15 protein-coding genes and 1 riboswitch are annotated in these 13,544 nt (G+C 71.9%); of the genes, 6 read left to right on the top strand and 9 right to left on the bottom strand.

Translation table 11 applies throughout. The features are described from left to right. The first annotated feature begins 164 nt into the window (after positions 1 to 164). Positions 165 to 343, top strand: a riboswitch (cyclic di-AMP (ydaO/yuaA leader). A 6-nt stretch (positions 344 to 349) separates the two neighbouring features. Next, complete coding sequence (locus ACH4D3_RS16670) at positions 350 to 1,546, top strand: NlpC/P60 family protein (RefSeq protein ID WP_398322413.1); 1,197 nt, start codon at positions 350 to 352, stop codon at positions 1,544 to 1,546. 26 nt (positions 1,547 to 1,572) lie between these two features. Continuing rightward, entirely contained in the window at positions 1,573 to 2,589 is a 1,017-nt protein-coding gene (locus tag ACH4D3_RS16665; RefSeq protein ID WP_398322410.1) for a tellurite resistance/C4-dicarboxylate transporter family protein, read from the top strand. Here the strand turns inward: ACH4D3_RS16665 and ACH4D3_RS16660 are convergent. Beyond that, on the bottom strand, positions 2,567 to 2,920 hold the full coding sequence (locus ACH4D3_RS16660; protein ID WP_381385159.1) for a hypothetical protein: 354 nt from the start codon (positions 2,918 to 2,920) through the stop codon (positions 2,567 to 2,569). The genes ACH4D3_RS16665 and ACH4D3_RS16660 overlap by 23 nt on opposite strands. 316 nt (positions 2,921 to 3,236) lie before the next feature. Between ACH4D3_RS16660 and ACH4D3_RS16655 the strand changes: the two genes are divergently transcribed. Beyond that, positions 3,237 to 4,295 (top strand): NlpC/P60 family protein, encoded by a 1,059-nt coding sequence (locus ACH4D3_RS16655; protein WP_398322407.1) that lies wholly within the window; start codon positions 3,237 to 3,239, stop codon positions 4,293 to 4,295. Between the two features lie 83 nt (positions 4,296 to 4,378). Here ACH4D3_RS16655 and ACH4D3_RS16650 read toward each other — a convergent pair whose 3' ends face one another. Next, entirely contained in the window at positions 4,379 to 4,627 is a 249-nt protein-coding gene (locus ACH4D3_RS16650) for a DUF397 domain-containing protein (protein ID WP_398322404.1), read from the bottom strand. Beyond that, on the bottom strand, positions 4,624 to 5,442 hold the full coding sequence (locus ACH4D3_RS16645; RefSeq protein WP_398322402.1) for a helix-turn-helix domain-containing protein: 819 nt from the start codon (positions 5,440 to 5,442) through the stop codon (positions 4,624 to 4,626). The genes ACH4D3_RS16650 and ACH4D3_RS16645 overlap by 4 nt, the downstream gene beginning before the upstream one ends. Positions 5,443 to 5,572: 130 nt before the next feature. On the opposite strand from ACH4D3_RS16645, the gene ACH4D3_RS16640 reads away from it, so the two are divergent. Continuing rightward, positions 5,573 to 6,007 (top strand): ATP-binding protein, encoded by a 435-nt coding sequence (locus ACH4D3_RS16640; protein WP_398322399.1) that lies wholly within the window; start codon positions 5,573 to 5,575, stop codon positions 6,005 to 6,007. On the opposite strand, the gene ACH4D3_RS16635 is transcribed toward ACH4D3_RS16640, so the two are convergent. The 3 genes from ACH4D3_RS16635 to ACH4D3_RS16625 all read right to left on the bottom strand — a co-directional run bounded on the left by ACH4D3_RS16635 (position 6,002) and on the right by ACH4D3_RS16625 (position 8,671). Next, positions 6,002 to 6,493 (bottom strand): GNAT family N-acetyltransferase, encoded by a 492-nt coding sequence (locus ACH4D3_RS16635; RefSeq protein WP_398322767.1) that lies wholly within the window; start codon positions 6,491 to 6,493, stop codon positions 6,002 to 6,004. The genes ACH4D3_RS16640 and ACH4D3_RS16635 overlap by 6 nt on opposite strands. 133 nt (positions 6,494 to 6,626) lie before the next feature. Further along, entirely contained in the window at positions 6,627 to 7,382 is a 756-nt protein-coding gene (locus tag ACH4D3_RS16630) for a LuxR C-terminal-related transcriptional regulator (RefSeq protein ID WP_381699732.1), read from the bottom strand. Next, positions 7,379 to 8,671: a PspC domain-containing protein gene (locus tag ACH4D3_RS16625; protein ID WP_398322396.1), complete on the bottom strand. Its 1,293-nt coding sequence runs from the start codon at positions 8,669 to 8,671 to the stop codon at positions 7,379 to 7,381. Before ACH4D3_RS16625 ends, ACH4D3_RS16630 begins: the two co-directional genes overlap by 4 nt. A gap of 190 nt (positions 8,672 to 8,861) precedes the next feature. Between ACH4D3_RS16625 and ACH4D3_RS16620 the strand changes: the two genes are divergently transcribed. Both ACH4D3_RS16620 and ACH4D3_RS16615 read left to right on the top strand, forming a co-directional pair. Beyond that, entirely contained in the window at positions 8,862 to 10,274 is a 1,413-nt protein-coding gene (locus ACH4D3_RS16620) for a PspC domain-containing protein (RefSeq protein ID WP_398322393.1), read from the top strand. Further along, positions 10,261 to 10,488 (top strand): hypothetical protein, encoded by a 228-nt coding sequence (locus ACH4D3_RS16615; RefSeq protein WP_398322390.1) that lies wholly within the window; start codon positions 10,261 to 10,263, stop codon positions 10,486 to 10,488. Before ACH4D3_RS16620 ends, ACH4D3_RS16615 begins: the two co-directional genes overlap by 14 nt. Here the strand turns inward: ACH4D3_RS16615 and ACH4D3_RS16610 are convergent. From ACH4D3_RS16610 to ACH4D3_RS16600, 3 genes are all read right to left on the bottom strand, one after another. Further along, positions 10,485 to 11,012: a DoxX family membrane protein gene (locus ACH4D3_RS16610; RefSeq protein WP_398322387.1), complete on the bottom strand. Its 528-nt coding sequence runs from the start codon at positions 11,010 to 11,012 to the stop codon at positions 10,485 to 10,487. The genes ACH4D3_RS16615 and ACH4D3_RS16610 overlap by 4 nt on opposite strands. A 113-nt stretch (positions 11,013 to 11,125) precedes the next feature. Beyond that, on the bottom strand, positions 11,126 to 12,421 hold the full coding sequence (locus tag ACH4D3_RS16605; RefSeq protein WP_398322384.1) for a hypothetical protein: 1,296 nt from the start codon (positions 12,419 to 12,421) through the stop codon (positions 11,126 to 11,128). Between the two features lie 195 nt (positions 12,422 to 12,616). Next, complete coding sequence (locus ACH4D3_RS16600; RefSeq protein WP_398322381.1) at positions 12,617 to 13,420, bottom strand: class II aldolase/adducin family protein; 804 nt, start codon at positions 13,418 to 13,420, stop codon at positions 12,617 to 12,619. Between the last annotated feature and the right edge of the window lie 124 nt (positions 13,421 to 13,544).

The raw sequence follows: 13,544 nt of genomic DNA, 5'->3' as shown, positions 1-13,544 counted from the left end.
GCGGAACCACGAAGAGTGACGCTCGTGACCGACCCGGGGGCGCCCGAACGAAAGGTCACGAAAATGTATCGGGCATATCACCCACCAACCTTCACAGCCGCCACACGAGTTGGCTACGGTGCGGGGCAGGCCGCTCGACCCCCTCCGGCGAACCTCGCCGGTCCGCGCGGCCTCCGCCGAGTCCGGCCTGCCCGCACGGCACCGGAGCCGGGGACCCACCGAGACCTTGGGGTGAATCGGCCGCACCGCCCTCCACGCGAGGACGGTCCGCCGTAGGGCAACCCTTCCGAACCACCGCCCGAACCCGACAGCTAACCCGGTAGGCGGAGCACTGGAAGGAGTCGCCTCCTTGGCGTCGCACCGCAAGTCGCGCCCCACCGGTCCCCGCGTCGCGGGCATACGGACCCCGGCTCTCGCCACCGCGGCCCTCACCTCCGTCGCCCTGCTGTCCCAGACGGCCCAGGCCACGCCGTCGGACGACCGGCCGACCCTGGAGGAGGTCGAGAAGAAGGTCGACGACCTCTACCGCCAGGCCGGGTCGGCGACCGAGAAGTACAACGCGGCCAAGGAGAAGACCTCCAAGCAGCGCAAGAAGGTCGACGGTCTCCTCGACGACGTCGCCCGGCGCACCCAGAAACTCAACGACGCGCGCGAGGAGCTGGGTTCCTTCGCCTCCGCCCAGTACCGCACGGGCGCCTCGGTCCCGGAGACCGCGACGCTGCTACTCGCGGACTCGCCGCAGGACTACTTCGACCAGAACCAGCTGATGAACCGGCTCACCGGCCGGCAGAAGACCGCCGTCGACGACTACGTCACCCAGCAGTCCGAGACGATGGAGAAGCGCCGGGAGGCCACCGAGAGCCTCGAAACGCTCACCGACTCGCAGACCGACCTCAAGACGGCCAAGTCGACCGTCCAGAAGAAGCTGGCCACCGCGCGGGAGCTGCTCTCGGAGCTGACCGCCGAGGAGAAGGCCCGGCTGGCGGCGATCGAGAAGAAGAAGCAGCAGGAGGCCGCCCGCAAGGCCGCCGAGCTGGCGAAGCAGCAGGCGGCGCAGGAGGAGGCGGAGCGCGAGCGGCGGGAGGAGGCCGCCCGGCAGCAGGAGAGCGGCTCCGGGTCCTCGGGGACCTCCGACGGCACCGGTTCGTCGGACTCCTCGGGCTCGTCGACGCCCGACACCTCGACCGGCACCAAGGCCGACAAGGCGATCGCCTTCGCCCGCGCCCAGATCGGCAAGCCGTACGTCTGGGGCGCCACCGGCCCCGACTCCTACGACTGCTCGGGCCTCACCCAGGCCGCCTGGAAGGCCGCCGGCGTGACGCTGCCGCGCGTCACCTACGACCAGGTCAACGCCGGCACGACCGTCTCCGTCTCCCAGGCGCAACCCGGTGACCTGGTCTTCTTCTACGACGACATCAGCCACGTCGGCCTGTACATCGGCGACGGCATGATGATCCACGCCCCGAAGCCGGGCGCGTACGTCCGCGAGGAGTCGATCTTCTACGACGGCGAGTCCTCGATCTACAGCGTGGTGCGCCCGGCCTGATCGGCGAGGTACTTAGCATCGGGCGCATGTCATCGGCCACCCATCCCTCCGCGCTGCGCACCTGGTGGGCGCAGCGTCCACCGGCGGCCGGGGCCGCGGTGATGGCGACCGGCATCGTGTCGGTCGCCCTCCATCTGACGGGCCGCGAGGTCCTGTCGCGGATCGCCCTCGCCCTGGCCTGCGCCGCCTGGCTGATACTGGCGGCGAACTTCGTCTACCTGCTGCTGGCCGACCACGCCCAGTGGGTGAAGCGGGCCGGGACGCCGGGGGCGCTCACCGCGGTCGCCGCGACGACCGTGCTCGGCACCCGTTTCTCCCTGCTCGGCTGGACGCTCCTGGCGGCGGTGCTGCTGGCGCTGGCGGCCCTGCTGTGGCCGTGGCTGCTGTACCTGGTCGTACAGCACTGGGGGCGGAGGATGCCCGGGGCGGTGTTCCTGGGCTGCGTGGCCACGGAGGGGCTCACCGTGCTCGCCGCCACGCTGGCCGCGGCCACCTCGACGCCGTGGCTGGCGCACGCGGCGCTGGTGCCGTTCTGGCTGGGCATCGTGCTCTACCTGATCGCGCTGTTCCGCTTCGACCTGCGGCAGGTGGCCCGGGGTTCCGGGGACCACTGGGTGGCGGGCGGCGCGCTCGCCATCTCGGCGCTCGCCGGTGCCAAGCTGCTCGCGGCGGCCGGGACCGGCATGTACCTGTGGAACGCCGACGACCAGGCCGTCCTGCACGACGTGACCGTCTTCCTGCTCACGCTCGACCTCGCCTGGTACGCCGTGCTCCTGGCCGCCGAGATCGCCTGGCCCCGCCTGCGCTACGACGTGCGTCGCTGGTCGACCGTCTTCCCGCTCGGCATGACGGCGGCGGCGACCCTGTCGGTGTCCGCCGTCGTCGACGTCCCCTGGCTGGACGCGCCCGGCCGGGCGCTGCTGTGGATCGCGGTGGCCGGGTGGCTGGCGGTCGCGGCGGGAGCGGTCCTGCAGGCCCGCTCCGGGCTGCGGTCCGCGGCGGCGGGCTCCGGGGCTGCGGTCAGGTCCACAGCACCGCGATGAAGACGTTCACCAGGGTCAGCCCGCCCACCAGGCCGAACAGCGGCTTCTCCACCTTCTCCTCGTCGCGCTTCACGTAGACCAGGCCGAGGATCACGATCAGTACGGCGAGCTTCACGCCCATCTTGACGTTGTCCACGGAGTAGTCCTGGGCCTGGTTGAGGCCGATCAGGACGGCACCGGTGACCAGCATCGTCAGCGCGCCGTGCAGCATCGCGGGGGTGAACCGGGCCGCGCCCTGGCCCATCGCCTTCATCTGGGTGAGGAAGCCGCCGAGGAGCGCGGCGATGCCGATGATGTGCAGGCCGACGAAGATGTGGATGAGTACGTCCATGAGGCCGGAGCCTAGTGAGCGCCCGGACGCGTCCGGACACCGGCCCGCCCCGCCCACCCCGGCGCCCCATAACAGCTCACGCCCCCACCCGCCCGCCGGTCCGGCATACCGGTCATCACCCTGCGTGAAGACGCCGGGCCTCGGAGGGCGTGACGATCACATGCGGTCGCCGCGTGATCCCCTGTCGCCACTTCCGTGCATCCCGTCACCGGACCGTTACCGACGCGCCTAGCGTCCTGGCCCAGGCAGCCGGAACGGACCGGAGCCGACCCGGCGCCGGCCGGAGTCGAGTCGTACGGAAGGACGTGGATCGCAGGTGGGAACGCACCGCAGGCCGCGACAGCGCGCGAAGGGCGGCGGCAGAGCCCGTACGGCGGCCACGATCACCCTCGCGGGGGCGGCCACCGCGACGGGCCTGGGCGGGACGACGGTGCAGGCCGCTCCGCAGCCGACGGCGGCGCAGGTCAGGGCCAAGGTGGACAAGCTCTACCAGGAGGCCGAGGTGGCCACGGAGAAGTACAACGGCGCGAAGGAGAAGGCGGACGCCGCCGAACAGCGCCTGGAGGACCTGCGCGACGAGGCCGCCCGCAAGGAGGACCGGCTGAACTCGGCCCGGGAGGCGCTGGGTTCGGTCGCGGCGGCGCAGTACCGCAGCGGCGGCCTCGACCCGGCGCTGCAACTGGCGCTCTCCTCCGACCCGGACCGGTACCTCGACGGCGCCGCGTTCGCCGAGCGCGCGGGCAGCCGGCAGCGGGCCGAGGTGGGCCGCGTACGCAAGGAGCTCCGCGGCATCGAGCAACTGCGCGGCGCCGCCCGCGTCGAGGTGGCCTCGCTGAAGTCGCGCCGGGCCGAGCTGAAACGTCACCGCGAGACCGTCACCGGCAAGCTGGAGGCCGCCCGGCGCCTGCTGTCCCGGCTGACGGCGGAGGAACGCGCCCGCGTCGGCGAGGGAACGGGGGATCGCGCCTCCCGCGCCTCTTCGTCCGGTCCCCGGGAGGGCCTGTCCCCCTCGTCCCAGGCCCCCAACTCCCGTGCCGCCGCGGCCGTCGCCTACGCCTACCAGAAGCTCGGCAGCCCCTACGTGTGGGGCGCGACCGGCCCGAACGCCTTCGACTGCTCGGGCCTCACCCAGGCCGCCTACCGCGCCGCCGGAGTCTCCCTCCCCCGCACGACCTACGCCCAGATCGACGCGGGCCGCCGCGTCTCCCGGTCCGAACTCCTCCCGGGCGACCTGGTCTTCTTCTACTCCGGCATCAGTCACGTCGGCATCTACGTCGGCAACGGCCGGATGATCCACGCCCCGAACCCGTCGGCCCCGGTCCGCGTCGCCCCGGTCGACGAGATGCCGTTCGCGGGGGCTACGCGGGTGGTGTGACGCTCGTGACGACGCCGGGTAGAACCCCCAACCACCCATTCCTCACAAACGCCGCTCGAATCCCGAGCCCCGCCCCTCGAAGCTCAAGCGCCGGAACGGGCGTACGCGACGAACGCCGTCCAGGCGCCTCCGGCGACGGAGAAGCGCGGGCTCCGAATGCCGAGCTTCGAGTCCCGGACGTGGACGGTGTGGGGGCAGGGGGCGACTTCGACGCAGTTGCCACCCTGATCGTCACTGTGGCTGGACTTGCGCCAGTCGAGGGCGACTTCAAGGCACGCACCGCCCTGATCATCGCTGTAGCTGGACTTGAACCACGCCAGGCCGTCGCTCACAACTCCTCCGCCACCCTTCTGATGAACTCAGCCGACTCCTCAATACTGAGGGCATGCATGCGGATCATGGCATGCCTCTGGTTCAACGCACTCACCTTGTCCGGACTGGCGTGCAACACACTGACCTCCGGCCCCTCGGTGTAGGCCAACATGTCGTGATCAGGCGTTTCCAGCAAGACGATGGATCCAGCAAGGGCGGTACCAGTGCACCGACCTGTCGGGAGCACTTGCACCGATACATTGCGACTTCGGCCAACCACCAGTAGGTGCTCAAGCTGAGCCTTCATGACCTCGCTGCCACCGACTCCCGTCCGCAGCGCGGCCTCGTAGACCAGGAACCCATAGAGCACGCTTGCTCGTCGAGCCAACGCTTCTTGTCTCCGGAGCCTGGCTTCTACACGTTCGTTGAGCGTCTCGTCGTCAAGGGGAGGCGAGCTGCCGCTGATCAGGGATCGCGCGTACGCCTCCGTCTGCAAGAGCCCTGGGACGAGTAGCGGCTCGTACCACGAAACGGCGATGGCCTCCGCCTCGATGGCCATGAACTCATGTGACCTCGCCGGAAACGGCTCCGGCTTCAGGTACTCCTGCGCCGCAACGAGCTTCCCGCCCGCCCCGCACACCTGATCCGCGATCTGTAAGAACCGCAACGTGGGTCGACGACGGCCGTTCTCCATCGACTTGACGTACTCGTAGTCGTACCCGGCCTCTTTGGCCAGCGCGTCCCGGCCGACGCCGGCCTCCGCGCGCCACATCTTGATCTGGCTGCCGCAGTAACGCCACGCGATCGGTGGCTGGGAGTTCGCCTCGGTCGCCATGCACACCCCCGCAGGTCCACGCAGGGTACAACCACCCGCTGTACCCATGCCGTTACTCGTGAGGCTACGCGCGAGCCGCGACGGTGATCCCGCCAACCACGGAAACGTCAGCACAAGGGATGAGCCACACATGCAGAGCAGCCCGCGCCTTCCGCTGCCCACGACCGCCCCCAGGGACACCGAGTGGCGCCTCCCCCGTCACGCCCGCAGCGTAGGCCGGGCCCGGGCCCTCTTCCGCGAACAGGCGGCCTCCTGGGAGCTGCCGCAGGACGTGACGTACACGGCGGAACTCCTCCTGAGCGAACTGATGACCAACGCGTACCGCCACGCGAAGGTCCCGTCCGGCCGCGAGATCTGGGCCCGCTGCCTCCTCGCCGGCGACCGCCTCCGCATCACCGTCACGGACGCGGACGCCACCCTCCCGAAACCGGCACCGGCCTGCTCGGACGACGAGTCGGGCCGAGGCCTCGCGCTGGTGGCGACGCTGGCGGACGACTGGGGCGTGGAGAGGAGGGAATGCGGCATCGGCAAGGAGGTGTGGTTCGAGGTGCGCCTCACGTCATAGCTCGGCGGGCGGAACCCGGCGGGCAGGGACTTCGAAGACGACTTCGCGTCCGTCCTCCTCGTCCCACTGCTCTCCGACCTCGACGAAACCGAAGCCCGAGATCGTGGCCAGAGATGCCACGTTGTCGGGGCTGATGGTCGCCCGCACGGTCGTGACCGCCGGTTCGGTCGCTGCCCGGCGGAGTAGTTCGATCAGTGTGGAGCGGGCGTATCCCTGCCGACGGAAGTCGGGATCGACGGAGTAGCCGATCTCGACCATGCCGACCTCATCCGGTGGTCCGTGGAACCCGGTATGGCCGACGACGAGCCCCTGGTCGCCGACGACCGCTTGCCGGACCATCCACCGCGCCCGGCCGGGATCGGCGGCCATCTGGTCCAGCCGGAACCGCCACAGCCATCGCGCCCGGTCCGTCACGAAGTACTCGGTCAGTGCAACCCCGGCCACCCTGCCGGCTGCGGACAGGTCGCCGTCGAGCAGGGCGGACATCGCCCCGCCCGACAGCTCGACAAAACGCACGCACTTCGGGCTCCGCGTCAACGGTCCCTGGTAATCGGCTTCATCTGTCACCCGCGGATGCTCGCCGACCCACCCAAAGGGCGTCCATCACATTTTCTCCCGGTCACACCAGCCGGCGTGCCGTCGCCCAGCGGGTCAGCTCGTGGCGGTTGGAGAGCTGGAGTTTGCGGAGGACCGCGGAGACGTGGGACTCGACGGTCTTGACCGAGATGTAGAGCTGCTTGGCGATCTCCTTGTACGCGTAGCCGCGGGCGATCAGGCGCAGCACCTCGCGCTCGCGCTGGGTGAGGCGGTCGAGGTCCTCGTCGACCGGTGGGGCGTCGGTGGAGGCGAAGGCGTCGAGGACGAAGCCGGCCAGGCGCGGGGAGAAGACGGCGTCGCCCTCCTGGACGCGGAAGACGGAGTTGACCAGGTCGGTGCCGGTGATGGTCTTGGTGACGTAGCCGCGGGCGCCGCCGCGGATCACGCCGATCACGTCCTCCGCCGCGTCCGAGACGGACAGGGCGAGGAAGCGGACGGGCCGCTCGGCGTCGCTCATCAGGGGCGCGCAGCGGCGCAGCACCTCGACTCCGCCGCCGCCGGGGAGGTGGACGTCGAGGAGCACGACCTCGGGGCGGGTCGCGGTGATGACGGTGACGGCCTGGTCGACGTCGGCGGCCTCGCCGACGACCTCGACGCCGGTCTCGGCGGTCTGGCCGATCTCGGCCTGGACGCCGGTGCGGAACATGCGGTGGTCGTCGACGAGCACCACCCGTACGCGGCGCTCCCCCGCGCCGTCACCGGCCGGCTGCGCGGGCTGGGCCGCCTCGCCCGCCCCCGCCGTTCCCGCCGTTCCGTTCGCCTCGGTCGGGTCGCTCATGACGTCTTCTCCGCCCTCTCCATTTCCAGTTCGACCTCCGTGCCGCCGTCCGGCACCGCGCGCAGCCGCGCCGTGCCGCCGTTGCGCTCCATGCGGCCGATGATCGATTCTCTGACGCCCATGCGGTCGGCGGGTATCGAGTCGAGGTCGAAGCCGGGGCCGCGGTCCCGGACGGACACGAAGACCGTCCTGCCCTCGACTTCGGCGTAGACCTGTACGGCGCCGCCCTCGCCACCGTACTTGGCCGCGTTCACCATCGCTTCGCGCGCGGCCTGCATCTGTGCGCTGATCCGCTCGTCGAGCGGGCAGTCGCCGACGACGACCACCTCAAGGGGAACGCCGTGCTTGTCCTCGACCTCCGCGGCGTTGCGCTTGACGGCCTCGGCGAGGGTGGTGGGCTCGTCGTCCTCGTCCTTTCCGTTGCCCTCGGGTTTGTAGAGCCAGGTGCGCAGGTCGCGCTCCTGGGCCCGGGCCAGGCGGCGCACCTCGCCCGCGTTCTCCGCGTTGCGCTGGATCAGGGTCAGGGTGTGCAGCACCGAGTCGTGGACGTGGGCGGCCACCTCGGCGCGCTCCTGCGCGCGGATGCGCATCAGCCGCTCCTCGGAGAGGTCCTGCGTCATCCGCACCAGGTAGGGACCGGCGAGGAGGGTAATGCCGACGAGGACGGCCAGGGCCGCCTGGAGGACGGAGCCGAGGTGGGCGGCGGATCCCTGGAGGACGAAGATGCCGGTGACACCGGCCGTCACCAGCAGGACGCCCCCCACCGACCGCAGCAGGGTGACCGTGCGCCGATGGCGTCCCACCTCGGCCCAGCGGGCCCGGCGCGCGTTGTCCGCCTGGCGCCAGACGAGGGCGACGCCGGCGCCGACGAGCACGGTGGGCCAGAGATAGGCCTTGGCGCCGCCGCCCAGGTCGACGTTGCCCACGAAGACCAGCGCGACGACGACCATGAGAAGCAGGGCGACTATCTGGCCCTTGTCCGGTTTGCGCGTGACGAGTCTGCGGCGGCCGTCGGGGCCCGTCTCGGAGGTGACGAGGGACGGCGGCTTCTGCGCCTCCACTCCCCCGACGCCCAGCGGCACGAAGAACCAGAAGGCCGCGTACAGCAGCGCGCCCAGGCCGTCGGCCATGAACAGGCCGACGAAGGCGAACCGGACCCAGATGACGGGCAGCCCGAGATGTCCGGCGAGCCCCCGCGCCACCCCGCCGAGCCAGCGTCCGTCGCTGCTTCGGTAGAGCTTGCGCGGCGGCCGCGGTTCGACGACGGGTGCTGCTGCGGCTTCCGGCATGACACCGATGGTCACACGGGTACGGGAGGGGGAGCATCAGGGTCGTTCCCCCAATCACCCCTGATCTTCGGACCGCGGGAGGCCCTGGGGGCCTCGAACACTCCCCCGGCCCGGAGTCAGGGCCGATATCAGGGTCCGACCAGGGTCGAACCGGCTGCCGTCACGGCGCCGCGCCCGTCACCATGGACTCATGACCGATCACGAGCACGCCGCGACGGGTCCGGGACCCGGCTCCGGCCCGCGCCCCCCGCAGGGCGCCGGGCCGCAGGATGCCGCGCCCGCCGCGGATGCCGGTGCGGCCGGCCCGGACGCCGCCGGTGGCACGGACGCCCCCGGGCCGCCGCACCGGTTCCGGCGCGACCGGCGGCACAAGGCGCTGGCCGGGGTGTGCGCCGGCCTCGGGCGGCAGTGCGACCTGGACCCGGTGATCTTCCGGATCACGCTCGCGGTCCTCTCCGCGACCGGCGGCATCGGCCTGATCTTCTACGGCTTCGCCTGGCTCTTCGTCCCCTACGAGGACGAGGAGGAGAACGAGGTGCGCAAGCTGCTGACCGGCCGGGTGGACGGCCACGCGCTGGCGGCGGTGCTCTTCGCCCTGGTCGGCTGCGGCGTCTTCCTCACCATGCTGCGCAACGGCGGGGTGCTGACCTTCGCCGTCGTCCTCTCCCTGCTCCTCGCGGGCGCCGGGTACTGGTCGCGGCACCGCAGAGCCCCCGAACCGGACCCGCTGTCGGCGCAGGCCGTCGCGGACGCCCCGCCGGAGGCGAAGGCACCGCCGATCATGTACACCTGGCCCTCCTGGTGGCGCGACCCCATCGTCAAGGACGGCACCCACGACGGCGGCACGGGCTACATGTGGGGTCCGCCGGACTCCGCGGAGCGCGACATCGCGGCGGCCGTCAACATCGGCCGCGGCATCCCGGGGCGCCGCGACCGCGCCACCGCGGGCGACCGGCACTCCCGGTCCCCGCAGACCCGCGGCATCGGCGGCTGGGTGTTCCTGCTGGCCCTGCTCGCCGGTTTCCTCGGGACCAGGCTGACCTGGGACGACCACCCGCTCGGCGCGAGTCTGCAGACCGGCCTGGCGTGCGCGCTGGCCGTCTTCGGCCTCGGGATCGCCGTCAGTGCCTTCCTCGGTCGCACGGGAGCCGGTTCGATCTTCCTGGCCGTCATCACGGCGGGCCTGCTGGCCGGGTCGGCCGCCGTCCCGGAGAACGTCGGCACCGAATGGGTCCGGACCACCTGGAAGCCCGTGGTGGCGGCCGACGTCCGCGACCAGTACGACCTCGGCACGGGCAGCGGCACCCTCGACCTGTCCCGCCTCGACCTGGCCGAGGGGCAGACGGTGACCACCCGGGCCGACGTGGGCATGGGCCGAATACGGGTCGTCGTGCCGCCGGACGTGACCGTGCGGCTGTACGTCGAGGTGGGTGTGGGCGACATCCAACTGCCCGGCGACGACAAGAAGGACGTGGACGTGGCACCGGGCAAGCACAAGGAGATCACCCTGCCCCCCACCGAGGGCGGCAAGAACTCCGGCACCCTCGACCTCGACCTCCAGGTCGGCGTCGGCCAGGCGGAGGTGTCCCGTGCTGCGTCATAGGTTCCAGCCCGGACGTCTGGTGGCCGGTGTCTTCCTGATGCTGGCCGGCGTCATCTACGCCGGTGACGCGGGCGGCCTCTGGGAGACGCCGTGGTTCGTGGTGATCCCCATCGTCAATGGCGGGCTCTGCCTGGCGGGCGTGGTCGGGATGGTGGCCCGCTCCGCGCACCGGCGCCGCACGGAACTCCACGCGACGCCACCGGACAGGCCCTAGCGGTACCCGCCCGTTCGCCGCCTGCGCCGGGAACGCAGTACGGCGTCCAGGGACAGCAGTGGGGCGCCCGCGAGGACGAGGGGGAGCCAGGCCATCAGATAGGCGAGGTCGTTGCCGTAGTAGTAGGGATCGGAGGCCCAGCTGACGGTCAGCCACAGGCTGAGCGAGATCAGCGCACCGCCCAGTGCCGCCAGGCGCGTGAGCAGCCCGAGCAGGGTGCCGATGCCGACGGCCAGCTCGCCCAGGGCGATCGCGTAGCCGAAACCGGGCGGGTTCTTCAGCGCGAGGTCGACCAGGGCGGGGACGGCCGAGGAGTCGCGGACGGTACGCATCATGTCGCCGATGGAACCGGCGCCGGAGTCCTTCATGAAGGCGCTGTCGGTGAGCTTGTCCAGACCGGCGTAGACGAAGGTGACGCCGAGGAAGATCCGCAGGGGCAGGAGGGCGTACCGGGCGGCGTGGTCCCGCCAGTCGCCCCCGCTCCCGGGTGAGATGTCGACATCCGTCCGCATACCGTGCGTCATCACTGCCAGCCGCCTCTCGCCGCGCGTGCCCAGACCCCCCACCAGACCATACGTACGGCACGCGGGCCGCGCTCAACCCTCGGGCAACGGTTTCCTGCCGTCCGGTCTCGACGTCAGTCCGTCACATCGATCGCGTACCGGTTGGTCTCCACGCCCGCGCCCGTGACCACCTGGACGTCCACCCGGCCCGGTTCCACGTCCGCCGGGACGGGGACCGTCAGCAGGTCGTCCGCGGGGTTGCTGAAGCCGCCCGTCACCGGCACCAGGGGGACGTGGACGTTGACCGCGCCGATGCGGACGACCATGCGGGACAGCCGGTCCGCCCGCTGGGCACCCGGCGGCACGAAGCCCGCCCCGCGGATCTCGATGTCGTCGCCCGTGCGGATCGGCGCGTCCAGGTCACCGGCCTCGCGCGCCCGGACCACGGAGAGGATCACCGGCCGGCCGCCCTCGGCGTACTTCCCGGCCACGTAGGTCGCCGCCGACACCAGCACCACCACCGCGAGACCCCAGGGCAGGTCCGGCAGCTGCTCCGGGCGCCGGGCCAGCCGTACCGCCGCGAACACCAGGGCCACGGTGCTGATCACGACGTACTGGATGTCGGCGAAGGTCCCCCGGCCCGCGTCGTCCGTCAGCAGGTCGGAGGCGCGCGGCCGGTCGGCCCGTACCTTCTGCAGCCGCTGTCCCAGCACCCGGAGGCCGACCACCCGCCGTACCAGGACCGCGATCCCGCAGACCACCGCGAGCACGGTCACCGCGCCGGTGCCGCGGCCGAGTTCGAGACCGGAGATCAGCGCGTCCCGCCGGTCGTGCCCCGAGGCGACGGCCAGTTGCCCGGCGAGCACCAGTACGGCGTAGGCCACGAAGAGGACCCAGGCGGCCGCCACGGCACGGGAGGTGGACAGGCGGTTGTCCTCGCCGATGACCGGGGCCAGCGCGCCGCCCCGGGCCCGGTGGAACCAGGACGCCGCCGTCAGCGCGCCGGCCACCACCAGCGCCGCCGCGAGTCCGGCGGTGCGCGCGGCGGACCAGCCGGTGCCGACCGCGGTGAGCGACTGCCCGAGCAGCAGCAGGACGACCACCGCCCACACGACGGCCGCCGTACGCCGGCCCAGCGCCGCGAGCCATGCGTCGCCCTCGGCACGGCCGCGTTCGGCGACGGCCTCCGCGGACTGGGTCAGTTCCTCCGAGACCCACTGGCGGGAGGCGGAGGCCGAGTGGGCCACCGCGGCGGGCAGCCCCTGACCGGCCGCGAACTCGTCCCGCCGCAGCAGGAAGGCGGCGACGGCCCGGCGGTGTCCCTCGCGGGCGCCGTGCGGGCAGTCCCCGCAGGTGCAGCCACCGCCGTGCGCCGCCTCGTACGCGTCCCTGTCCGAGCCGCTCCCGCGTCTCGCCTCCTGCACCGCCACGCCCGACGCCCGCCTTCCCGCACCCGGTAAGTCCCTTGGAACGAAAGCGAATTGTGCCGTATCCCGGCCCGCGCCCGCGCGCTGCCCCGCCCAACGTCTGTTCAGCGCGGGTGACGCACGGATCGCCGTGTTGACGCGACCCCGCGCCGCCCGCGCCGCCTCACACCTCCCCGCCCCACCCCGCCCCGGACGCGGTCAGTCGAACAGGTCCGGTTCGCGGCGGGTGACCTCCTGCCACAAGGGCTGGTAGTTGATCCACGCCACCAGGTCGCCGCCGAGCTGTTCCCGGGTCGCCACGGCCTGCCGGTGGCCGATCGGCACCGGCCGCCCCGCCGCCTTCGCCAGCAGCTGCACCTGGCAGGACCGCTCCAGCGACAGGAACCACCAGGCCGCCGCGTCCACGGAGTCGCCGACCGTCAGCAGCCCGTGGTTGCGCAGCACGAGCGCCTTGCCGGAGCCGAGCACCCGTGCGATGCGCCGCCCCTCCTCGGCGTCGACGGCGACGCCCGAGTAGGAGTCGTACAGGGCGTGGTCCTCGTAGAAGGCGCAGCTCTCCTGGGTGATCGGTTCGAGCGGCTCGCCCAGGGCCGACAGCGCGCGCCCGTGCACCGAGTGGCAGTGGGCGACCGCGACCACGTCCGGCCGGGCGGCGTGGACCTGGGAGTGCACCGTGAAGGCGGCCTGGTTGACGTGGTGACCGCCCTCCACCACCTGCCCCCCGGAGTTGACCAGCACCAGATCGCTCACCGTGATGTGTGCGAACGGCACACCGAACGGGTTGACCCAGAAGCAGTCGGTGTACTCGGGGTCGCGGGCCGTGATGTGACCGGAGACCCCGTCCTCGAACCCGTACCGCCCGAAGAGGCGCAGCGCGCACGCGAGCCGCTCCTTGCGGTGCCGGCGTTCGTCCTCGACCGAGTCGTGCCTGGGCGGCATCGCGAACCGCAGCCGGTCGGTGGGCAGCGGCGGGGGCTCGGTGGCCCCGGGCGTCCCGTGCATGTGATCTCTGTCCTTCGGCGCCGGATGTGCCCTACGTGCCGGAAGTTACCGGCGGTGCGGCCGGGAGGACAGGTTCGGGGGCCAATACGCGACAGAGGATGTCGGTTTTGGCGTTCACACTCGG

The sequence above is a fragment of the Streptomyces sp. NPDC018026 genome (assembly GCF_044327745.1).
GTDB lineage: Bacteria > Actinomycetota > Actinomycetes > Streptomycetales > Streptomycetaceae > Streptomyces > Streptomyces rubrogriseus.
This window is presented reverse-complemented; position numbering and strand designations above follow the sequence as displayed.